22 protein-coding genes and 1 riboswitch are annotated in these 21385 nt (G+C 70.0%); of the genes, 11 read left to right on the forward strand and 11 right to left on the reverse strand.

The window, feature by feature from the left end; genetic code table 11:
* Both ACGFIO_RS32845 and ACGFIO_RS32850 read left to right on the forward strand, forming a co-directional pair.
* Entirely contained in the window at positions 1-1353 is a 1353-nt protein-coding gene (locus tag ACGFIO_RS32845) for a hypothetical protein (RefSeq protein WP_392832230.1), read from the forward strand.
* 53 nt (positions 1354-1406) lie between these two features.
* The gene (locus ACGFIO_RS32850; RefSeq protein WP_392832233.1) at positions 1407-3053 is read left to right on the forward strand and encodes a glycosyltransferase 87 family protein; all 1647 of its coding nucleotides are present in this window, start codon (positions 1407-1409) and stop codon (positions 3051-3053) included.
* 155 nt (positions 3054-3208) lie between these two features.
* Here the strand turns inward: ACGFIO_RS32850 and ACGFIO_RS32855 are convergent, their stop codons facing one another.
* The 4 genes from ACGFIO_RS32855 to ACGFIO_RS32870 form a co-directional block, all read right to left on the reverse strand.
* Positions 3209-3592 carry a RidA family protein gene (locus ACGFIO_RS32855; protein ID WP_392832236.1) on the reverse strand — a complete coding sequence of 128 codons (384 nt, stop codon included), beginning with the start codon at positions 3590-3592 and terminating at the stop codon, positions 3209-3211.
* 15 nt (positions 3593-3607) lie between these two features.
* Positions 3608-3814, reverse strand: a complete 207-nt coding sequence (locus tag ACGFIO_RS32860) for a hypothetical protein (protein WP_392832238.1) — start codon at positions 3812-3814, stop codon at positions 3608-3610.
* Positions 3815-3912: 98 nt separating this feature from the next.
* Positions 3913-4752, reverse strand: coding sequence for an ABC transporter permease (locus tag ACGFIO_RS32865; RefSeq protein WP_392832241.1), 840 nt, complete (start codon positions 4750-4752; stop codon positions 3913-3915).
* Entirely contained in the window at positions 4749-5687 is a 939-nt protein-coding gene (locus ACGFIO_RS32870) for an ATP-binding cassette domain-containing protein (RefSeq protein WP_392832243.1), read from the reverse strand. Before ACGFIO_RS32870 ends, ACGFIO_RS32865 begins: the two co-directional genes overlap by 4 nt.
* A gap of 122 nt (positions 5688-5809) precedes the next feature.
* On the opposite strand from ACGFIO_RS32870, the gene ACGFIO_RS32875 reads away from it, so the two are divergent.
* Together ACGFIO_RS32875 and serA are read left to right on the forward strand one after the other, a co-directional pair.
* Positions 5810-6730: a phosphotransferase gene (locus tag ACGFIO_RS32875; RefSeq protein WP_392832246.1), complete on the forward strand. Its 921-nt coding sequence runs from the start codon at positions 5810-5812 to the stop codon at positions 6728-6730.
* A gap of 40 nt (positions 6731-6770) precedes the next feature.
* On the forward strand, positions 6771-7970 hold the full coding sequence (gene serA, locus ACGFIO_RS32880) for a phosphoglycerate dehydrogenase (protein ID WP_392832249.1): 1200 nt from the start codon (positions 6771-6773) through the stop codon (positions 7968-7970).
* 64 nt (positions 7971-8034) lie between these two features.
* On the opposite strand, the gene ACGFIO_RS32885 is transcribed toward serA, so the two are convergent.
* Together ACGFIO_RS32885 and ACGFIO_RS32890 are read right to left on the reverse strand one after the other, a co-directional pair.
* Complete coding sequence (locus ACGFIO_RS32885) at positions 8035-9636, reverse strand: hypothetical protein (RefSeq protein WP_392832252.1); 1602 nt, start codon at positions 9634-9636, stop codon at positions 8035-8037.
* Between the two features lie 165 nt (positions 9637-9801).
* Complete coding sequence (locus tag ACGFIO_RS32890; protein WP_392832254.1) at positions 9802-10443, reverse strand: response regulator; 642 nt, start codon at positions 10441-10443, stop codon at positions 9802-9804.
* Positions 10444-10664: 221 nt separating this feature from the next.
* On the opposite strand from ACGFIO_RS32890, the gene ACGFIO_RS32895 reads away from it, so the two are divergent.
* The 3 genes from ACGFIO_RS32895 (at position 10665) to ACGFIO_RS32905 (ending at position 13750) form a co-directional block, all read left to right on the forward strand.
* Positions 10665-11279: a class I SAM-dependent methyltransferase gene (locus tag ACGFIO_RS32895; protein WP_392832490.1), complete on the forward strand. Its 615-nt coding sequence runs from the start codon at positions 10665-10667 to the stop codon at positions 11277-11279.
* 87 nt (positions 11280-11366) lie between these two features.
* Positions 11367-11801: a MarR family winged helix-turn-helix transcriptional regulator gene (locus ACGFIO_RS32900; protein ID WP_392832257.1), complete on the forward strand. Its 435-nt coding sequence runs from the start codon at positions 11367-11369 to the stop codon at positions 11799-11801.
* Positions 11798-13750, forward strand: coding sequence for an MDR family MFS transporter (locus tag ACGFIO_RS32905; protein ID WP_392832260.1), 1953 nt, complete (start codon positions 11798-11800; stop codon positions 13748-13750). Before ACGFIO_RS32900 ends, ACGFIO_RS32905 begins: the two co-directional genes overlap by 4 nt.
* Positions 13751-14052: 302 nt before the next feature.
* On the opposite strand, the gene ACGFIO_RS32910 is transcribed toward ACGFIO_RS32905, so the two are convergent.
* The 3 genes from ACGFIO_RS32910 to ACGFIO_RS32920 all read right to left on the reverse strand — a co-directional run bounded on the left by ACGFIO_RS32910 (position 14053) and on the right by ACGFIO_RS32920 (position 15842).
* Positions 14053-15120: an ANTAR domain-containing protein gene (locus tag ACGFIO_RS32910; protein WP_392832263.1), complete on the reverse strand. Its 1068-nt coding sequence runs from the start codon at positions 15118-15120 to the stop codon at positions 14053-14055.
* 48 nt (positions 15121-15168) lie between these two features.
* Positions 15169-15366, reverse strand: coding sequence for a hypothetical protein (locus tag ACGFIO_RS32915; protein ID WP_392832265.1), 198 nt, complete (start codon positions 15364-15366; stop codon positions 15169-15171).
* 239 nt (positions 15367-15605) lie between these two features.
* Positions 15606-15842 carry a DUF6158 family protein gene (locus ACGFIO_RS32920; RefSeq protein ID WP_392832268.1) on the reverse strand — a complete coding sequence of 79 codons (237 nt, stop codon included), beginning with the start codon at positions 15840-15842 and terminating at the stop codon, positions 15606-15608.
* Between the two features lie 58 nt (positions 15843-15900).
* Here ACGFIO_RS32920 and ACGFIO_RS32925 point away from each other — a divergent pair, with 58 nt between their 5' ends.
* From ACGFIO_RS32925 to ACGFIO_RS32935, 3 genes are all read left to right on the forward strand, one after another.
* Entirely contained in the window at positions 15901-16293 is a 393-nt protein-coding gene (locus tag ACGFIO_RS32925) for a hypothetical protein (protein WP_392832271.1), read from the forward strand.
* Between the two features lie 10 nt (positions 16294-16303).
* The gene (locus ACGFIO_RS32930; RefSeq protein ID WP_392832274.1) at positions 16304-16648 is read left to right on the forward strand and encodes a DUF3817 domain-containing protein; all 345 of its coding nucleotides are present in this window, start codon (positions 16304-16306) and stop codon (positions 16646-16648) included.
* A 170-nt stretch (positions 16649-16818) separates the two neighbouring features.
* Positions 16819-16941: riboswitch (cyclic di-AMP (ydaO/yuaA leader) on the forward strand.
* A 59-nt stretch (positions 16942-17000) separates the two neighbouring features.
* Positions 17001-17915: an NlpC/P60 family protein gene (locus ACGFIO_RS32935; protein WP_392832277.1), complete on the forward strand. Its 915-nt coding sequence runs from the start codon at positions 17001-17003 to the stop codon at positions 17913-17915.
* Between the two features lie 335 nt (positions 17916-18250).
* Here the strand turns inward: ACGFIO_RS32935 and ACGFIO_RS32940 are convergent, their stop codons facing one another.
* Positions 18251-19252: an RNA polymerase sigma factor RpoD/SigA gene (locus ACGFIO_RS32940; protein WP_392832280.1), complete on the reverse strand. Its 1002-nt coding sequence runs from the start codon at positions 19250-19252 to the stop codon at positions 18251-18253.
* Positions 19253-19876: 624 nt separating this feature from the next.
* Between ACGFIO_RS32940 and ACGFIO_RS32945 the strand changes: the two genes are divergently transcribed.
* On the forward strand, positions 19877-20557 hold the full coding sequence (locus ACGFIO_RS32945) for an SDR family oxidoreductase (RefSeq protein ID WP_392832282.1): 681 nt from the start codon (positions 19877-19879) through the stop codon (positions 20555-20557).
* A 56-nt stretch (positions 20558-20613) separates the two neighbouring features.
* Here ACGFIO_RS32945 and ACGFIO_RS32950 read toward each other — a convergent pair whose 3' ends face one another.
* Positions 20614-21351, reverse strand: a complete 738-nt coding sequence (locus tag ACGFIO_RS32950) for a dTMP kinase (protein ID WP_392832285.1) — start codon at positions 21349-21351, stop codon at positions 20614-20616.
* Between the last annotated feature and the right edge of the window lie 34 nt (positions 21352-21385).

Raw genomic sequence — 21385 nt, forward strand, 5'->3', positions numbered from 1 at the left:
ATGAGCCCCACCTGGCGGCTGAGCCGGTGGCTGCTGACCGTCGCGGCCGGCCGCTGGCCCGCCGACATTTCCGCGGACCTGCTGCGTGAGTGGCAGGCCGAGTTGGCCGTCTTGCGCGATTCGCGCTTCAAAATGCTGATGTACGCGGGCAGTTTGGTCGTGGCACCGACGGTCGACGGCCCGTCCTGGGCCCAGCGCACGACAACCGCGGCGACGGCCGCCGGAGCCACTCTGCTGGCCGCGGCCCTGAGCAACGCCGTCCACGCCACCGCGCCGCTGCTCCTCGTCCCGGCCGGTTTCCTCATGGCCCTGGCGGCCCGGCGCGCCCGCATGTCCCCCACCACCGCGGTGTCAGTGATGGCGCCGACGTTGTTCACGTTCCTGTTCCTGGGCAACCCCGTCTCGGTGATGCCTTTCATGGGCCTCCGCGACGTAGCCCCCGCCGCCATCGCCTGGCTGCTCACCATGCTCCTGGCCCTCCGCGCACCCCGCCCCTTCATTCCCGTCGCCGCCGCCCTTTCCCTGCTGACCGCGACCACCGCGGGCGCCCTGCACGCCGCCCACGCCCTCAACGTCTCCCCCTGGTCAGCCCCCCTGTGGTTCCCTCTCTCCCTGCTACCGCCCAGTCCCCACCTACCGCCCCTCTTCCTCGGCAACGCCACCGCCATGACAACCCCCCTCCTCCTCTCCACGATCTTCGTTCTCTCCCTCTCCCGTCCCGCCCCCTCAGCCCCCGTGGCCACCCCCGCCTTCCGCACCAACCCCGCCGGCACCCCCACCTTCCCCACCACCCCCGTGGCCACCCCCACCTTCCGCACCAACCCCGCGGGCACCCCCGCCGCCTTCCGCACCAACCCCGCCGGCACCCCCACCTTCCGCACCAACCCCGCCCGCACCAACCCCGCGGGCACCACCCTCGCCACCGCCCGCACCACCCTCGCCACCGCCCGCACCGTCCTCACCGCCGCCCGCACCGTCCTCACCGCCGCCCTCGCCACCGCCCGCACCACCCTCGCCACCGCGCGGACCACCCACTCCCCCGCCGCGCGACTGATCATCAACCTCGCCCGGTCCTTCTCCCACCGCGTTCGCATCCACACGACCGCCATAACCGGCGCCCCCGGCTCCCCTCGCCGCCAAGCCACCCTCGGCGCCGCCGCCGCGATCCTCGCGGTCGTCACCTGCGAACTCACCACCTTGGCCACCGCCGACACCACCGCCATGGCCCACCGCATCCTCAACCATTCCGCCGTCTTCGGCTTCGGTTTCGCCACCCACCCCGCCGGCCAGGCCGCGGTAGCCCTCCTGGCCGCCACCCTGACCCTCCGCCTGACCGAGCCCGCCCCCGAGTAACGCTCCCGCCACACCGCTGGCCCGCACCCCACCCCCTATGTAGAGTTCCTACCATGGTACGTACCCGCCTGATCTGGGCCGCCGCCTTTTCCGCAGCCACGGCCACGGCGTGGTCTTCCCTGTCCCGCCCGGTCGAGGACCGCCTGTCCGACCTGCACGTCTACCTGGGCGCAGCAGCCGCCCCCAGCCTCTACGACTTCATCCGCGGCGACGCGCCTTTCACCTACCCCCCTTTCGCCGCCATGCTGTTCCGCCCCCTGACCGCGATGCCGGTCCCCGCACTGCAATTCCTCTGGACCGCAACCACAGTCATAACCGTCGCGTACCTGGCACTACTCACAACCAAAGCGCTCGATCACCTCGGCCCACTTCCGGTCCGGGTCACCCGCGCTCTCGCCCCACACCCCAAGCCACTGCCGCCGCCGCCCCCGCCACCCCCCAGACCAAGACCTTCCTGGGGCCAATTCCGCCCCCGAGCCCCCGCCCTGTCCCCGTGGATCGCGCTCGCCTTGACCCTCTCCGCCCCTTTCAGCTCAAACATCCACTTCGGCCAGATAAGCCTGTTCCTGGCCGCCCTGATAGCCACCGACCTGCTACTCCTGACCAACACCCGCTATGCCGGAATCCTCATCGGAGTCGCATCGGCCCTCAAACTGACCCCTCTGCTCTTCATCCCGCTCCTGTTCCTGGCCGCCCTCTCCCCCCGCCAAGCCGCGAAGCCAACAGCCACCCCACCCCGCCGCCGGCCCGCCCTGCCCGCAACCGGCGCCCCCCGCACCCAACCGACCCCGCCGGCCACCAACCCACCCCACCACTGGTTCGCCCCACCAACACCCGGCGCACCCCGCCGCCAACTCACCCCGCCGGCCACCAACCCACCCCGTCGCTGGTTCGCCCCGCCGACCACCAGCGCACACCGCACCCAACCCACCCCGCCGGCCACCAACCCACCCCGTCGCTGGTTCGCCCCGCCGACTACCAGCGCACTCCATCGCCAAGCCGCCGCCCTGCGGGCCATCGCCACCTTCGCCGCGTGCACCGCCCTGGGCGCGATCGCCGCCCCCGCCGACTCTCTCCGCTTCTGGACCTCGGAAATCTTCCACGTGAGCCGCCTGGGCCACATCACGTCAATCGGCAACCAGTCCCTGAACGGCCTGCTCCTCCGCCTGACCGTCCCCGACGATCCACGCACCCTGATCACCGTGACAATCGGCGGCATCGTGGCGGTGACGGCCCTCTGGCGCGCCACCCGCCACGCCCGAGCCGGCGACTGGCTGACCGCCACCATCCTCACCGGCGCCGGCAGCATCGTCCTCTCGCCGGTCTCCTGGACCCACCACCAGATCTGGCTGGTGCTGGCCGTGCTGCTCCCGCTGCGCACCCCCCGCGCTCAAGCAGCCTGGACCACCATCGTCCTGGCCATAATGCTCCTACCCACAGCGACCTTCGACATTCCCCTGTGGACAAACGCCCGCCTGTTCCTGGCCATAACGATCGCCGCCCTCCTACCCCTCCGCACCCCCAGAGCGAAAGGTCCCCGCCTCCCCCTCGAGGCAATCAAAGCGACCCATGCCACCGAGGTCAGCGAGGTAGCCAGGGTCGAGGGCGGCCCCGCCCATGCCAACGGAAATGAGACAGCAGCAAAGCACCACCCCGCCTTCCCGCCCGAATCACAAGCCGCCACCCCACCAAAGTGGTAGCCCTGCCCGCCATCCCCACCCCAACCATCACCCGGACCCACCACCCCACCCACAGCGGTAACCAAGCGCGCAAACACCACCCGGACCCACCACCGCCAACCACGGTGGTAGCCGAGCGCGCCAAACACCGCCCGCGCCCACCACCGCCAAACGGGTCAGGCCGCGTAAGCCCAGGCGTCGATCTCCACGCGCAGTTCCGGTGTCGCCAGCCCACTCACGTAAAGCACCGTGCTCCCGGGCCGATGCCCGCCCAGCCACGACCCGACGACTTGACGCCGAGCCGCCGGGTCGAGGTCCCCGACCAGGTAGTAGGTGAGTTTCACCAGGTCGGACACGGCCATCCCGGCGGCGGCCAGGTTGGCGGCCACGTTGTCGAGGGCCTGACGCAGTTGGTCGACGGGATCGGCCGGCACCGCGCGGTCGGCCGCCATGCCGATCTGGCCGGACAGCACGAGCCAGCGCCCGCCACTGGGCACCTCGACCTGGTGGCTGTAGTCGGCCAGCGGCGCGTGCACCGTCTCAGGATTGCGAACGATCATGCCCCATCATGACCGTCAGCCGGGGCGCCGGTGCTCGGCCTCGGCCGCCCGGGCGTCGAGGTGGAGCTGTCGCCAGGTGTGGCGGGCGGTCATCCCCGCCTTCCGTCGCGCCGCTTTCGCCCGGCGCTCCGCCGCCCGCGCCTCTCGCACCCGGTTGGCCTCCTCGGCCCGGGCCGGCAACTGAGCCTCCCAGTCGGCGAGGTCGGAGACCGGCAGCGCCACCGCGCCCCTACGAACGGCGCGATGGGAGGTGGCCACCCGCCGGCCAGGAGCGCCGGCGCGAGCATGGGGCAAGGCGGGGCGTCGGGGCGGCGTACTGGTCATTTGCGGTTGTAGAAATACATGGTCAGGGTGCCGAAGATCGCCACGAACACCGCGCTCGCCACCAGGGTCCAGGTGATCTCGCCCAGGTGCCAGTCGCCCTCCATCGTGGAGCGGACGGCGCCGACCAGGTGGGTGATGGGGTTGACGCTGACGAAGGCCTGTAGCCAGCCGGGCATCGTGCGCGGCTCGACGAAGACGTTGCTCAGGAAGGTCAAGGGGAACAGCACCATCATGCTGACGCCCATCACCGATTTCTCCGAGCGCAGGATCAGCCCGAACATCGTCCACACCCAGGAGAAGGCGAACGAGAAGACGATCAGCAGCGCCATCCCGCCGAGGACGCCGGGCACCCCGCCGCCGGGGCGGAAGCCGAGGACCAGGCCGACGGCGAGGATGACCGAGGCGGCGAGGAAGTAGCGCAGCACGTCGCCGAAGATCATGCCGATCAGGGCGGACGGCCGCCAGACCGGCAGCGTACGGAAGCGGTCGAAGACGCCCTTCTCGATGTCGGTGTTGAGGCCGACGCCGGTGTACATGGTGATCATGACGACGCTGGTGACCATGATGCCGGGCAGGAAGAACTGCAGGTATTCACTCGGGGAGCCGGCCAGCGCACCGCCGAAGAGGTAGGTGAACATCAGCGTCATGATGATCGGGAACGCGGTCACGTCGAAAAGTTGCTCGGGGACATGCTTGATCTTCAGCATGGCCCGCCAGCCGTAGGTGACCGACGCCGACCAGGCACTCGGGCGGCGGGGCCGGTCGCCGCGGGTGAGCACGGCCGCCAGCGTCTCGGACGACGGCGTGTAGGGAACGGCCTCGGTGGTGATCGTCATGATTTCACCTCGGTCAGTGCCAGGAAGACCTCGTCCAGACTGGGCTGGCCGAGGGAGAAATGGTCGACGACGATGCCGGCCGCGGCCAGCGCACCCAGCGCCGCGGCGGCCGGCTCGGCCGCCTCGACCCGGGCGGTGAGCGCGACCGGGTCGGGCTCGAGGGTCACGGTGGTGGCCAGCACCCGGGTGAGCACCCGCGCGGCCTCGGGCCGCTGGGCCTCGTCACGCAGGCGTACGTGCACCGTGCCCGCCCCGACCGAGGACTTGAGCTGCCCGGGCGTGCCCTCGGCGATCACCCGCCCGTGGTCGACGACCGCGATCCGGCCGGCGAGCTGATCGGCCTCGTCGAGGTATTGGGTGGTGAGCAGCACGGTGGTGCCGTTGGCCACGACGACCCGGACGATGTCCCACACCTGGTTGCGGCTGCGCGGGTCGAGCCCGGTGGTCGGCTCGTCGAGGAAGAGCAGGTCGGGTGTGTTGAGGATGCTGGCGCCGATGTCGAGGCGCCGGCGCATGCCGCCGCTGTATTTCTTGACCTGCCGGTCGGCCGCGTCGGTGAGCCCGAACGCCTCGAGCAGCCGGGCCGCGCGGTCGCGGGCGGCGGGCTTGCGGTAGCCGAGCAGCCGGGCCAGCAGCACCAGGTTTTCGTGGCCGGTGAGGTCTTCGTCAACCGACGCGTATTGCCCGGTCAGGCTCACCCGGGCGCGCACCGCGTCGGCGTCGCGCACCACGTCGTGGCCGAAGACAGCGGCCGTGCCGCCGTCGGGCCGCAGCAGCGTGGCGAGCATGCGCACGACTGTCGTCTTGCCCGCGCCGTTGGGGCCGAGCAGCCCGTAGACCGTGCCGGCGGGCACGTTGAGATCGACCCCGTCGACCGCGCGGTTGTCGCCGAAGGTCTTGACCAGTCCACTGGTCTGGATGGCCGGTGCGCTCATGGCCCACACGATGCCACCGGGCTGTGACACTTTCCGGTCCGAACGGGCGACCGGGAAAATCCCGTTTCGTAATCGAGACCGGGCTGTCAGGGTTCTCCCAAACGGGGAGGTCAGACCAGATCATGAGGAGAACCATGATCCCGGCCGTCGGCGGATCACGCATCACTTGGCACGATCTGCCGGCGACGGCCCAGGAGGCCGTCGCCGAGATTCTGGGCGCGCCGGTCACGCGGGCCGCGTCCCAGGCTGGGGGATTTTCGCCGGGTACGGCCGACCGGGTGCTCACCGCGGCCGGCACGAGAGCGTTCGTGAAGGCGGTCAGTCCCGACCAGAACCACATGTCGCCCGAGATGGCGCGGCGGGAGGCGGTGATCTGCGCGGCCCTGCCCGCGGCCACGAGGGCGCCACGGTTGAAAGGCACCTTCGACGACGGCCACTGGGTCGTGCTGGTCTTCGACGACATCGACGGCCGGCACCCGCGTACCCCCTGGGTCAAGGACGAGCTCGACGCGGCCGTGAGCGCGGTCCGCGAGCTGGCCCGATCCCTCACACCGTCGCCCTTCCCCGGGGGCCGGACGGCCGCGGAGACCCTGGCCGGCGACTTCGGCGGGTGGAACCGCATCGCGGCCGACCCGCCCGCCGACCTCGAGCCCTGGCTGTTCCCCCGGCTGGACGAGCTGCGGGCCAGAGCCGCCGCCGGTCTCGCCTCGCTGGTCGGTGACACCCTGGTGCACCTGGACGTACGCCCGGACAACATGCTGATCACGCCGGCCGGCGAGGTGTTCTTCGTCGACTGGCCGTGGGGCTGCAACGGCCCCGACTGGCTCGACCTGGCCCTGCTGGCGCTGAACGTCGAGGTGCACGGCGGCGACGGCGACGCGCTGCTGCCGGCGGCGGGCGTGGACGCCGTGATCGGTTTCACCGGTTTCTTCCTGGACCAGTCACGGCAACCGCCACCGCCGGGTCTGCCCACGGTACGGGCGTTCCAGCGCGCCCAGGGTGACGCGCTTCTCCCCTGGATGCGGCGGCGTCTCAAGGGTTGACACGACTACCCTGGAAGTTCCCTGTTTCGAGATCGGAGCCATGGTGCGAGTCCTGCTGCTCGAGAACATCCACGCCGACGCGGTCGCGCGGCTCGAGGCGGAGGGATACCAGGTCGAGTCGGTCAGTTCCGCCCTCGACGAGGCCGAGCTGATCGAGCGCGTCCAAGGCGTGGCCCTGCTCGGCATCCGGTCCAAGACCAAGGTCACCGCGGCCGTGCTGGACGCGGCCGACAGCCTGGTCGCAATCGGCGCCTTCTGCATCGGCACCGATCAGATCGACCTGGTCGCCGCGGCCGCGAAAGGCGTCGCGGTGTTCAACGCGCCGTTCTCCAACACCCGGTCGGTGGTCGAGCTGGCCGTCTCCGAGATCATCGCGCTGACCCGCCGGCTGACCGAGAAGAACGCGGGCATGCACGCCGGCGTCTGGGACAAATCGGCCGACGGCGCCCATGAGATCCGCGGGCGCCGGCTGGGCATCGTCGGTTACGGCAATATCGGTACGCAGCTGAGCGTGCTGGCCGAAAACCTGGGCATGCACGTCTCCTTCTACGACACCGCCGACAAGCTCGCCCTGAGCAACGCGCACCGGTGCGCCAGCCTCGAGGAACTCCTCGAGACGTCGGACGTGGTCACCCTGCACGTCGACGGCCGCCCGGGCAACGCCGGTTTCTTCGGCGCCGACCAGTTCGCCCGGATGCGCCGGGGTTCGATCTTCCTCAACCTCTCGCGCGGCATCGTCGTCGACCACGTCGCCCTGCGCGACGCCCTGGCCGGCGGCCGGCTCGCGGGCGCGGCGGTCGATGTCTTCCCGCACGAGCCCAAGGGTCGCGGCGACGAGTTCGTGTCCGAGCTACGCGGCCTGCCCAACGTCATCCTCACCCCGCACATCGGCGGGTCCACCGAGGAGGCGCAGTCCGACATCGGCGACTTCGTGGCCAACAAGCTGGTGCATTTCGTGCACGAGGGCAACACCACGCTGAGCGTCAACCTGCCCGGCGTCGCGCTGCCGCAACAGGACGGCATGAGCCGCATCGTCCACGTGCACGTCAACACGCCGGGCGTGCTGGCCCAGGTCAACAGCATCCTGGCCGAGCACAAGGTGAACGTCGAGGGTCAGCTGCTGAGCACCCGCGGCGAATACGGATACCTGATCACCGACATCAGCGGTGGTTACTCCGACGAGGTCCTCGACCGGCTGCGTGCGATGGATCAGACGGTACGCCTGCGCGTCCTGTCGTGAGACGCCCGATCAGGCGGGGTCCCGCACGGCGTCTGATCAGGCGGGGTCCCCGCACGGTCGCCGATCAGGCGGGGTCCCGCACGGTCAGCTGGGTGAGCCGGGACTCCGCCGAGACGTCGTAGCGGTCGGCCGCCTTCCAGTCCTTGGGCGTCAGCGTGGAGCCGGGCTTCAGGTCCTTCAACGTACGCGTACCGGCCGAAACCGTCTTCACCCCGCCGTCCACCCGGACCCGCACCGGGCTCCCGGTCAGCATGGACAGGTCGTCGATGGCGCCGGTGATCCGCACCGGCACCGTCCCGTCCGGCTTCGGCAGCGTCATCCGCACCCGCCGGCTCGCCCCGTTCACGTCGATCGCCGACAGCTTGGCCCCGGTCAGGTCGACGACCTGCTCGTCGGCGCCGCCGGTGAACAGCAGCGCCCAGGTGACCTTGTCCGACAGCAGGATCTGGACGTCGCCGCGGGCCGCCGCGTCCGGGCCGTCGGTCTCCAGCAGCAGCTGCACCTTGTCGCCGGTCAGCGCGGGCCGGGGCGAGGCGCCGGAGTCGCCGGCCGCGGTGATCCGATAGAGATCGTCGCCCAGGTCCTGGGTCCGCACGGTGGCCTTGCGGGTGGCCGCCACCAGCTCGAAGGTGGCACTGGTGCGATTGCCCAGCGGCGCCTTGGCCGCGGTGTCGGCCGGCACCTCGTTGCCGAGTTGCAGCACCGAGCCGATGCCCTTGTCGTCGCCGGAGAAGTAGCGGACGCCCGCCGCCACGCCGCCGAGCAGCACCACCGCGCTCAACGTGACGGTGGCGACGGCCAGCGCCTTGGACCGGCGCGGCGGGATCTGCTGGTGGTGCCCGGGTCCGTGGCCGTGTCCGGCGGCTGCGGCCCGGTGCGCGCGGATCTCGTGCGCGTGCGACTCGTCGAAGAAGCCGGCTCCGGCCTCGGCCGGCGCGGCGGCGTAGTCGGGCACGCCGTAGCCGGCGGCGGCGTAGTCACCCGCGGCATGGTCGGCGGCGTAGTCACCCGCGGGGTGATCGGCCGCGGCGTACTCCGGGGCAGGATAGCCGGGCTGGTACGACTGCTGCGGCTCCCGGCTGAGCGGCATCTGCGTCTGCCATTGACCGGTGGCGTATCCGTCCGGCTCGGCCGCCATCCGCACCGGCAGCTCGACCGCGATCGGCTCGGGCTGGACCGGCGCCTGCACCGCCGCCATCGGCGCCGTCGGCGCGGCCGGGGAGACCGGCGACGGGTCCCGCCCGGCCCAGTTGCCGCTGATCGGTTCGTCGGTCATCCCGAAGGACGCCCGGCTCCGGGTCCCGGTGTCGGACAGCCGCGGCTCGTCGGTAACGGCCGGCTGCTCCCCGGTGAAAGCCGGGCGACCAGAGTAAGCGGGCTGTTCCCCGGTGAAGGCCGGGCGACCAGAGTGGGCGGCCTGCTCCCCAGTGAAAGCCGGGCGACCAGAGTGGGCGGCCTGCTCGCCGGAGCCGGCGGCGAAGGCGTCCCACGGCTTGGTCTCGTCCTCGTCGAACGAGCTGGCGGCGGCCGGCGGGCGACGGAACATGGCTTGCTCCCCGGTGTGGCGCGTGGAATCGCGGTTGGCCCAGTGCGCGCCCGAGCTGAACGGCAGTTCGGCCACGGCCACATCGGACGCCATGGCCTCATCGGCTGGTGAACGTTCCACGCGATGTCCTCCCGATCGCGTCGGCGCCGTCGACCCTTCGCCGATGCGCTTCCGGGTGGTGGTACGGATGCCGGACCGCTGCGGATGAGTGTTGAGGTGAATTACTCTGCGTAACTCACCCCAGGTCAGCGGACATCCAAACCTGCACGGACAACGCAGAATCCACTACTGGATCAGACCCCGCTGCCGGGCCACCGCGACCGCCTCGAGCTGGCTGTGCGCGCCGAGCTTGCCCAGCAGCGCCTTCACGTGCCCCCGGCAGGTGTGCACGCTGATCCCGAGCCGCCGCGCGATCGCCCGCGGGTCGAGGCCGGCTGCCATCAGCTCGAGCACCTCGTGCTCGCGGGCGGTCAGGCCACCGGGCCGGGGACCGGCCACCGGCGCGGTGCTGCGCAGCAGGCGGGCGAGGATGTCGGTGGACACGGTCATGCCGCCGCCGTGCGCGGTGTGCACCGCATTGAGCACGTCGCCGAGCGGGCCGTTCTTGGTCAGGAAGCCGGCCGCGCCCGCGGCGGTCGCCCGCCCGACCAGTGCGGCCTCATTGCTGGCTGTGAGGATCACCACTCTGGTGTCCGGAAAGCGGTGGCGCATCAGCTCCGCGATGGCAATTCCGTCTGAATCGGACAGTTCAGGATCGAGCAGTACGACGTCCGGACGCAATTCGCCCACCAGACTCAGCGCCTCCTGCCCGGTCCGCGCATGGCCGACCCAACGCAGGTCAGGCTGGCCGTTGAGGGCCACGCCGAGCAGGTCGGCGAAGGTCTGGTGGCCGTCCACGACGAGTACCGTGATCGCTCCGTCACTCATCACGTCCACCTCCTTCCACCCCGATCCTTCAGTGATTGAGCCCCCGCGCAAACACAGTCGCCGCAGTCTATGTTCGCGCATCAAGATTGCCCGCCGTATGAACAGGTCGATCCGGTCCACGAACCGGGATCGACCTGGCTGCCCGGCCGCCGAACGGATGAGGCCGACCGGGCGGCATAACAGGTCTTTCGGTCGAGGGAACCCCCTCACGTCACAGGAGAATCAACAGCGTGTTCACCTCCGTACCCCTTGTGCCGGAGATCTCCCTGCACCTGGCCGGACCGGACCGCGGGTTGTTCGACGGCGGTGCCTTCCACAGCGACCGCCCGCCGCCGTTCTGGGAATTCGCCTGGGCCGGCGGTCAGGGTCTGGCCCGTTACGTCCTGGATCATCCCGAGGTGGTACGCGGCCGCCGGGTGCTCGACCTGGCCACCGGCTCGGGCCTGGTGGCGATCGCCGCCGCGCGGGCCGGTGCGGCCGAGGTGGCGGCGTCCGACTCCGATCCCGACGCGGTCGTGGCGGCCCATCGCAACGCCCGGGAAAATGAGGTCGCGCTGGCGGCCGAGATGGTGCAGCCTGACGTCGTTCTGGTGGGGGACGCCTTCTACACCGCCCGGGTGGCCGAGCAGATGGCCGCGACCCTCCACCGGGCCCGGCGGGCCGGCTCGCGGGTGCTGGTCGGTGACGCCGACCGCGGCTTCCTTCCGGCCCGGTTGTTCGAGCGTGTGACGCAGTACACGGTTCCGGTGCCGCGTGCGCTGGAAGAGGTAGAAGTACTCGTCGCGGTCATCTGGGAGATGCGGAACACAATGCTTTCATCAACCAACAACTTGTAGGCTGCACGCAACTACGCCGACCTACAGGGACAGCAGCACGTGATAGAGCAGGATCAGAGCGCGGCCAACCGCCTCGCTGGAGAACTTGTGCGATTCGCCCGACTGGGTGCCCGCGTCAAGGGCATGCTCAACGTCGGGGACCTCGGCGCTGAGTTCTCCGCCCTGATGCTGCTGTTCCCGCTGTGTCACCACGGCCCGATGCGGGTCACCGACCTCGCCGAGGCCAAGCAGGCCGACCCTTCAACGGTCAGCCGGCAGGCGGCACAGCTGGTCAAGGCCGGGCTCGCCCGACGCGAGGCCGACCCCTCCGACGGCCGGGCCTCCCGGCTGGCGGTCACCGAGGCCGGCCTGGCCGCGTGCACGCGACTGAGCGAGGCCCGCAAGGCGCTCGTCGGACGTGTCCTGCAGGACTGGCCGCCCGAGCAGGCCGACCTGTTCACCGGCCTGTTCGCCGAATTCAACAACTCAGTCGAGACGCTCCTGCGCAGTGACTCGGCCGCGACATCACGGGAGATCGCGTGAGTAACACCAGCACCGCGCCGGCGAGCGGACCCGCCGCCCGGTCGGCCGAATTCACCCACCGCCAGATCCTGACCATCCTGGCCGGGCTGATGATGGGCATGTTCCTGGCCGCCCTGGATCAGACGATCATGGCCACCGCCACGCGGACCATCGCCGACGACCTCAACGGCTTCGACCTGCAAGCTTGGGCCACCACGGCGTTCCTGATCACCTCGACGATCTCGACCCCGCTGTACGGCAAGCTCTCCGACATCTACGGGCGGCGGCCGTTCTTCCTCTTCGCGATCGGCATCTTCATCGTCGGTTCGATGCTCTGCGGCCTGTCCGAGAGCATGTACTGGCTGGCCGGCTCGCGCGCCGTGCAGGGCATCGGCGCCGGTGGCCTGATGTCCCTCGCGCTGGCGATCATCGGCGACATCGTCCCGCCCCGCGAACGCGCCAAATACCAGGGCCTCTTCCTGGCCGTCTTCGGCACCGCCAGCGTCATCGGCCCGATCCTGGGCGGCTTCTTCGCCGGCGCCGACAAGCTGCTCTGGATCGACGGCTGGCGCTGGGTGTTCTACCTGAACGTCCCGATCGGCATCGCCGCCATGATCGTCGTGGCCCGGGTCCTGCACCTGCCACACACCCGGGTCAGCCACCGCATCGACTGGCCCGGCGCGCTCGCCCTGATCGTCGGCCTGGTGCCGCTGCTGACCGTGGCCGAGCAGGGCCGCACCTGGGGCTGGGACTCCGGCCGGGCGATCCTCTGCTACGTGATCGGCGCGGTCGGCCTGGTCGCGTTCGTGCTGGCCGAACGGGCCTACAAGGAGGAGGCGCTGCTGCCGCTGCGGATGTTCGGCAACCGTACGGTCGCGGTCTCCTCGATCTCCAGCACCATCCTCGGCATGGCCATGTTCGGCGGCCTGATGACCGTCCCGCTGTACCTGCAGATCGTCAAGGGCTCGACCGCCACCGCGGCCGGCCTGCAGATGATCCCGTTCGTGGTCGGCATCATGTCCGGCTCGATCCTGTCCGGCCAGCTCATCGCCCGAACCGGCCGGTATCGGATCTTCCCGATCGTCGGCAGCATCCTGATGGCCGCGTCGCTGGCCCTGTTCGCCACGATCGGCGCCGACACCCCGCTCTGGAAGACCATGCTGATCATGGTGCTGATGGGCCTCGGCCTGGGCGGCAACATGCAGCCGATGATCACCGCCGTGCAGAACGCGGTGAGCCCGCGCGAGATCGGCGTCGCGACCAGCTCGGTGGCGTTCTTCCGCTCGATGGGTGGCACGCTGGGCACCGCGGTCTTCCTGTCGGTGCTGTTCAACGTGCTGCCAGGCAAGATCAGCGACGCTTTCCGTACGGCTCAGAGCACGCCCGAGTTCCAGCAGACACTCGCCTCCAACCCGCAGGCGGCACAGACCCTGCAGCAGGCGCAGGGCGGCGGCGCGCTCGAGGACACCTCGTTCCTCAGCCGGCTGCCGGAGGTCATCGCCCACCCCTTCAAGGTCGGCTTCTCCGACGGCATCCAGATCGTGTTCCTGATGGCCCTGGCCGTCATGATCATCGGCTTGGTCGTGGTGTTCTTCCTGCCGGAGATCCCGCTCGCCCAGCGCTCGGCCCAGCAGCAACGGGCCGACGCCGAGGCAGCCGAAGCCGCGGCGGCGACTAGCACGGCCGACGGCGGCCCAGCCATCAGCACGGCCAACGGCGGCCCAGCCACCGGCGCGGTCGTCGGCAGCGCCACCAGCACCGCCGATAGCGGCTCAGCCACCGGCGCGGTCGTTGGCGGCCCGGCCACCAGCACGGCGGAAGGTGGCCCGGCGTCGAGTGGCGGCGCCCACGAGTCCGCCGATCGCGCGCCGGACACGCATCACGTGCCCACGCACGCCGCCCAGAACGGCAACGGCGCCGCGCCCTCGACCGGCGGCGAAGGTGAGCCGGTCAGCGCCGAAAAGCACTGACGGCCGCCCTCAGCGAAACGAAACAGTTTCGTTCAGAGGCCGCACGCACCGCCCGACGACGAAGGGCGCGGAGTCTTCTCCGCGCCCTTCGCGCTACCCAAGCCGCACGGCCGTCTCCGCTATCCTCCGCGAGACCCAAGCCGCACGCGTTTCCGCGTCCTTCGCGCGACCCAAGCCGCACGCGTTTCCGCGTCCCGAGCCGCACGGCCGTCTCCGCTATCCTTCGCGCGACCCAAGCGGCACGCCGCCTCCGCGCCCTCGCACGAAAAAAGCGACGCCTTCGAGGTCGGCCCCCGAGGCGATCAGCGCGGGTCGCGAGCGCGGGCGGCCGCGGCGATCAGGCGCTCGGCCACCGCCTGCCGATCCATCCCTAGGCGCTGGGCCGTCTCCTGAAGAACGTCGTACGCCTCACGGACACCGCACCCCCGCTGCGCGATGATCACGCCGATGGCCCGGTCGACCGTCGCGCCCTCGCTCAGGGCGTCGCGGCGGGCGATCTCGCCCAGCAGGAGTTCGGCCTGGTTGACGATGGCCATGGCGGTGAGCAGCATGTCCGGCACGATGCCCTGCGGCCGCCGGATGTAGAGGCTCAGCGCCCCGACCGACGTCCGCTGCACGTCCAGCGGGATGGCCGCCACCGCGTGCACGTCCTCGTCGCGGGCGCAGTCGGCCAGGGCCGGCCAGCGCGGGTCGTTGGGCAGATCCTGGGTCAAGACCAAGGCTCGGGTACGCGCGGCCTCCAGCCCGGGCCCCTCGCCGGTCTCGAACTGGCAGTCGTCGACCCCGCGGCCGTCACTGCCCGAGGCGGTGAGGCTTGTCCCCTGCCCCTCGGTGATCAGCGCGACCGAGCAGCGGACCGCTCCGGGCACCGCCCCGGCGGTGAACACGGCCAGCCGGTCCAGTGCCTCGGCCACGTTGTCGGCCGACAGCAGCCGCGCCGACAGCTCGTGCAGCAGCCCGGCCACCTCGACCGCACCGGTGTCGGGCACGGCCAGCGCCCCGGGTCCGCCCGGCCGGACCACCTCGGAGGGGATGACGACGTCGGGCGCGGCCGGGAGCAGGAGCTCGGGGGCCGGTACGACTTCGGGTGCGGACGGAAGGACGATTTCCTGTGCGGGTACGACCACGGTCAGGTCGGCCGCGTCCCGGGGAGCGGGCAGCGCGGCGCCGACGGCTGGGGCGTTCGGATGGGCTGGGATGACGTGATCCGTCTCGGTGTGGTGGACCGGGCCCGCGTTCGGGGCACCGGCGCCCTGTCCCGGGTGGCGGGGACGGGCCGTGCGACGTGTCTGGTTAGGGGCGGAGGCAGCGGCCGCCGGCGGCGTGGACCGCTGACCGGCGCGCTCAGCGCTCCGTCGGGGTGCGGGCACGCGTCGGATCCTCCCACGTTCGGAGGCGGACACGAAAGTTTTGTGCCTCTACCGGGTGCCTTCGGGCCTTTCGGATGGTCCGACCGTCTCTCCCGAGGTGCGGTTTTCGATGGGTTCCGGGGCGTACTCGCGCTCGTCGGAGTCGGCCAGGATGGCCTCGGCCTGGGCCTGGGGGTCGGCGCTGCCCGCGGCGCGCTCTTCCGGCAGCAGGTCGGCGGCGCGTTCTTCGGTACGAGGATCGTTCATGAAGGTCCAAATACCCACAGGCCGGATACGTAATGCGCCGCCCCCGGGAACCCCAGGGGCGGCGCATGGGTGTCGGTGTGCATGTCGCCTCGCGGCGAGTGGCTCAACACGGCTCCAGCCGAACGGTATTCCGTGCAGGCAATGGGTGAGGCCCGGGGACACTGAACACACCGACATCCGTACACAACCGTCGGCCGCCTACCGGGATTCCAGCAGGCAATGTGACCCAGACCACAACCTCAGGGCTTCTGGGTCAGCCGGCTCGGGTCGACCTCGCGGCCGGGGTGCCGGGCCATGTACTCGGTCTCCAGTTCGGCCGTCCGTCGCAGGTGGTTGTCCAGGGCCGCGTCGGGTCCGTATCGCAGGGTGTCCAGCCGGGTCCGATGCAGGCTGGCCAGTTCCCGGATCAGGTCGTCGTCAGCGAGCCCGGCCGGGTCGATGCCGACCTCCGAAATCTCCACGCTCCGATCGCTCATAGCACTCAGCGTTGCCCGCGCGGCCAGACCTGAAACCCGCGCGTCTACCCTGGCGGGTATGAAAGGGCTGCTGACCCCGGCGTGGATTCTCCGCCACGTGGTCGCGCTCGTTCTCGTGGTGGCGTTCCTTGTGCTGGGCTGGTGGCAATACACCCGCGCCGCCGACGGCAACGCCTTGAGCTGGGGCTACATGTTCCAGTGGCCGGTCTTCGCCGGCTTCGTCGTCTTCCTGTGGTGGCGCGAGGTGAAGCTGGCCACGAAACCGGAGCGGAAGCCGGAAAAGCTCCCAGATTCGCCTGTTACCGTCGGCCGCCCGATCCGGGTGCCGTCCCGCCCGGCCGCCGAGCCCGGCGACGACGACCCCGAGCTGGTGGCGTACAACGACTATCTGGCGTGGCTGAATGCCCATCCCGGCGCTCGCCCCGGCGACTACCCCGGACCACAGAGGTAAGGACAGCATCGTGCAGGGAGCACTCACCCGTTACCGGATCATCGCCTACATCGTCGGCGTGGTCCTGATCGTCCTGGTCCTGGTGGGCATGCCACTGAAATATCTGGGCGACAACGACACCGTGGTCGCCACGGTCGGCCCGGCCCACGGCTTCCTCTTCATCCTCTACGTGCTGGCCACCTTCGACCTGGGCCGGCGCGTGCGCTGGCCGCTGACCCGGATGCTGCTGGTGATGCTGGCCGGGACGATCCCGTTCCTGTCCTTCTGGGCGGAGCGAAAGGTCAGCCGCAATTGGATCGGCACTCATTCCGAAAAGTCCGATTCCGCCACCGAGGGTCACGCATTGAATTCATAGAAATACGCGGCGAAGTCAGTTGCTTAAGTAACTCTTACAGAACTTGCTTTCCTGCGATCCATCGATAAGTTAATGCGGTTGGTTCGGTCCGCAGCCACACCCTCCGGTGGCGCCGAGCCGGCGCTGCCGAGTCTGATCGGCGGCCAAGCCGTGGTCACCCCCAGTCCGGCCCGGCGTGGACGCCACTCGTGAGCCGGGGAACCGAGCACCCGGGGTGAATCCGCGAACCAGCGGTAGGGCCTTCTTCCCGCCCGAACCCGTCAGCTAACCCGGTAGGCGGCAAAAGCGGAAGAAAGGCCTCTCAGCGTTGTCACACGCCCGCACGAGGTTCCGGGTCGTCGCCGTCGCCCTCATGGCGCTGGCGCTGACCGGTACCGCCGCGACGGCCGCGCACGCGGAACCGTCCAAGACGGAGATCAACAAGAAGATCGCCAAGGCGTCGGACGATCTCGAGGACGTTGTCGAGTCGTACAACGCCATGAAGATCGATCTCACCAAGACCGAGAACGACCAGGTCACCCTGACCAAGTCGCTGGGGCCGGCCAAGGCCGCGCTCGAGGTGGCCAAGGTCGAGATGGGCAAGATCGCCAACACGTCGTACAAGCAGGGTGACGTCGGCACGATGAACATCGTGCTCGAGGGCCCCGGCGACCTGCTCGACCGCGTGAGCGTGCTCGACCAGATGACGCGTGACCGTCAGCGCAAGATCGACAACTACACGGCGACCACCCAGAACTACGACAGCCGCCAGGCCGCTCTCAAGGGCGCGCAGACCAAGCAGAGCGCGCAGCTGAACGAGCTGACCAAGCGGAAGAAGAAGATCGAGACCGATCTCAAGAAGCTGTACGCGATGCGGACCGCCGCCAACGGCACCCCGACGTCGCCGGGCAGCAAGTACACCGGCACGATCCCGCAGATCGCCGGCTCCGCGGGCAAGGCGGTGGCCTTCGCGTACAACGCCATCGGCGTGATGTACGTGTACGGCGCCGACGGGCCGAACGGCTACGACTGCTCCGGCCTGACCTCGGCGGCCTGGCGCGCGGCGGGCAAGTCGCTGCCGCACAACGCGGCCGCCCAGATCGGTGCCACCGCGCGGATCAGCAAGGGCGAGCTGAAAGCCGGCGACCTCGTGTTCTATCGCAATGGTGGACACGTCGGCCTCTATGTCGGCGGCGGAATGATCATTGACGCCTCGCATGCCGGTGAACCGGTGAAGAAACGCTCGATGAACATCATGACCCCGACCGGCTACGGCCGGGTCCGCTAACCAGCAGCACCGACGAGAAGCCCGGCCCCGCACAGGGTGCCGGGCTTCTTCGTTCCCAAATTCCAGTGGCAGCCCTGAGCGGCATGCCAGGCCCGAACACCGCACCGCTCAGAGCTACCACTGAATTTGCCCGGCACACAGAACAGCCCCAAACACCCGGTGGTAGCCCTACCACCGGGTGTTTGGGGCGCAACCAGATCTCGCACGTGGAGCGAAGCGACCCTCGGCGGGAGCAGCGGTCCGCACCACCCACTCAGCTACGACATGGGTCTTGATCTGAAGGGGTTGAGAAAGGCCCGGCTCCCTCGACGGGAACCGGGCCGGTGGGTGAACGATCAGGCGGCCTGCAGGCCCTCGGCCCGGGCCAGCTCGCGCAGCCGGCCGAGCGCCTGGATCTCGAGCTGACGGATCCGCTCGCGGGAGAGCGAGAACCGGGAGGCGACCTCGGTCAGCGAGTGCTCACGGCCGTCCTCCAGGCCGTACCGGGCCCGCATGATGCCGGCCGACCGGTCGTCGAGGTGGTTGAGCAGGCCCTCGATCCGCGACCGCTCCAGCGCGGTCAGCACGATCTCCTCGGGCGAGGGGGCGTCGCTGTCGGCCACCAGGTCGCCGAGGTTGGTGTCACCGTCGTCGCCGACCGGGGTGTCGAGCGAGACCGTGTCCTGGGCCCAGCGGGTGAGCTCGCCGACCCGCTCGACGGTCACGCCGAGGGCCTTGGCGATCTGCTCGGGCTCGGGGTCGGCGCCGAGCTCGCGGACGAGCTGGCGGGTGACGTTACGCATCCGGTTGACGTCCTCGACCAGGTGCACGGGCAGGCGCACGGTGCGCTCCTGCTGGGCGATGGCCCGGCTGATGGCCTGGCGGATCCACCACGTCGCGTACGTCGAGAACTTGTAGCCGCGCTCGTAGTCGAACTTCTCGACCGCGCGGACGAGGCCCGTGTTGCCCTCCTGGATCAGGTCGAGCATCGGCATGCCCGAGCGGACGTACCGCCGGGCGATCGACACAACCAGTCGCAGGTTGGCCCGGATGAACAGATCCTTGGCCCGAGAGCCCTCGGTCACCAGACGCTCGAGCTCCTCGCGGCTGATGCCACGGCGGATCTCGTTGACGTCGAGGAGGTGTTCGGCGTACAGGCCCGCCTCGATCGACTTGGACAGCTCGACCTCTCGTGCGGCGTCGAGCAGCGGCGTCCTGGAGATCTCGTGCAGATAGACTCCAACGAGGTCGCGCTCCTCGGCGACCTCATCGGTGCGCATCACGGTGTTCTTCTCCACGTTGCCCACGGTCCCCTCATTGCCTTCGCTAACCCTGTTACGGGCGTTACCTGCGTCCATCTGGTCCCTCCCCGTAACGTCCGCAGTAAGGTGCCTTGCCGAACTGCCACTGATGTAACAGGTGGCGTCCCGCAGTCATTCCGGTGCTTGCTGTGAAAATCGGATTGCCGGCGGCTGGTGAGTCGAAAGTGTCATGGCAGTCTGTGCGGCGGCTGGGAGCCCGTTGCGTACTTACTGAAGAACGCCCTCGGGGAGTCATTCGCCAGGCGCACCCGGCGTTGGATGCGTGGCTTCTCGCATACCCTTCGCCCGCTTCATCACACCATCGGCCCCTCTCCTGCCACAGCGACGGGCATCACGACCAGCGCTGCGATGCTCGTCACTACCCTGTACGTCTTCGTTGCCAGCAGGGTTCAGACGCAGGATCGGCTGGTTGCCGCGCGGCTTGACGCAAACGCCGGCCGGAAAGCCGTGACGGAACGGGACCACCGTCACAATGCGCCACGCTGCGCCGCAGTTCACTAGCCCGGAAGGGTGACTTCCGTACGGGTGACCATCCTTTCGGTAAACCACTGCCCCGTCGAACCAATTCGATCTCGGTACGTGACGGAAAACACATGAGACTCAGCCTTCAGTCGGGTCAACGGTGGCGGTGACGGTGCGGACGGCTGGTTGAGTTCCCTCATGAGTCGCACAGCGGTGATCACCGGGGGTACGGGCGGGCTCGGCGCCGCCGTGGTTTCGACGTTCGTGGAGGCGGGCTGGCGGGTGGTCGCGCCGGTGCGGGACGGCTCGCAGCGGCGGCTGCCCGCCGGGGCCGAGCCGGTGGTGGCCGATCTCACGTCGCCCGAGCAGGTCGAGGCCGCGATCGCCGTCGCGGCCGGTCAGGGTGAGGCTCCTCTCCGGGCGGTGGTCAACCTCGTCGGTGGGTACGCCGGAGGTGGCCGGATCCACGAGACAGCGGTCGAGGACTTCGAGGCCATGCTCCGGGTCAACCTGCGTCCGGCCTATCTGGTCACTCAGGCCGCGCTCCCGGTGCTCGTGGCCGGTGGTGGCGGCTCGGTGGTCTGTGTGTCCTCGCGGGCCGCGGTGGCGCCGTTCCCGGGCGCGGCCGGTTACGTGACGGCCAAGGCGGCGGTGCTGGCCTTCGCCAACGCGGTGGCGGTCGAATACAAGGGCCAGGGCGTGCGCTGCAACACCGTCCTGCCCAGCGTCATCGACACCCCGGCCAACCGTGACGGCATGCCCGGCGACCGGGCCAAGTGGGTCGACCCGGCCGACATCGCCAAGGTGATCCTGTTTCTGGCCGGCGACGACTCCAAGCCGACCAGCGGCGCCGCCGTCCCCGTCTACGGCCAGGCCTAGGTGGAAGCCAGGAGCGGCATTCGCGGGGCGGATGCCGCTCTGGCCGGCCACTGGCCTCAGAACCCCTCCAGGAGCTGGTAGCCGAGGGCGGCCAGGCCGGCCAGCAGGGAACCGAAGGCCAGGACGGCGGTGCGGGAGGTGACCAGCAGGGCCGTCGCCCGAGGGTGGCGGTACGAGACCGGGACATCGGCCGGGAGGTGGGCGCGGAGGGCGGCGGCCACCTCGTCGGCGGTGCCGTCGGCGTCGATCACCACGAAGGTGGGAAATTCCGGCAGGGAACGGTACGCCGCGTCCGCGTCCTCGAGGAACGACAGCTCTTCCCGGTCGTACCCCCGCCGATCGATTCTCTCCTGCGCGACCTGGGGGCTGACGGCCAGCAGGAACGTCACGTCCGGCGGTGGGAACAGGCGGTAGGCGAGGCGGGCGCGCCGCTCGGCCCGCGGCTTGGCGTGATGCGACCGCATGCTCGCGTACTGGCAGAACGCGTACCGGTCCATCACCACCGTCGAGCCGGTGAACGCCTGGTAGAGCAGGGTGCGGACGATCGCACCCCAGCGCAGCACGGCCTCGATCACCAGCATCGCCCGGCGGCCGACCAGCGCCTCGGCGTCCGGCCGCCCGAACCACGCGGCGAACCGCCCGACGAAGTGCCGGCCACCGGCGTTCTGCCGGTACGACGCTCGTATCCCCTCGGCCGCCAGCGTCTCGGCCAGCCGGTGGGCCTGCGTCGTCTTGCCGGACCCGTCGATCCCGATGAGCGCGACGGTGCGCGGGAACGGTGAGTTCGATGGCATAGCCGTCAACGGTAGCCAGGGGTGTCACGCGATC

This window comes from Actinoplanes sp. NPDC049265 (assembly GCF_043197135.1).
Lineage (GTDB): Bacteria > Actinomycetota > Actinomycetes > Mycobacteriales > Micromonosporaceae > Actinoplanes.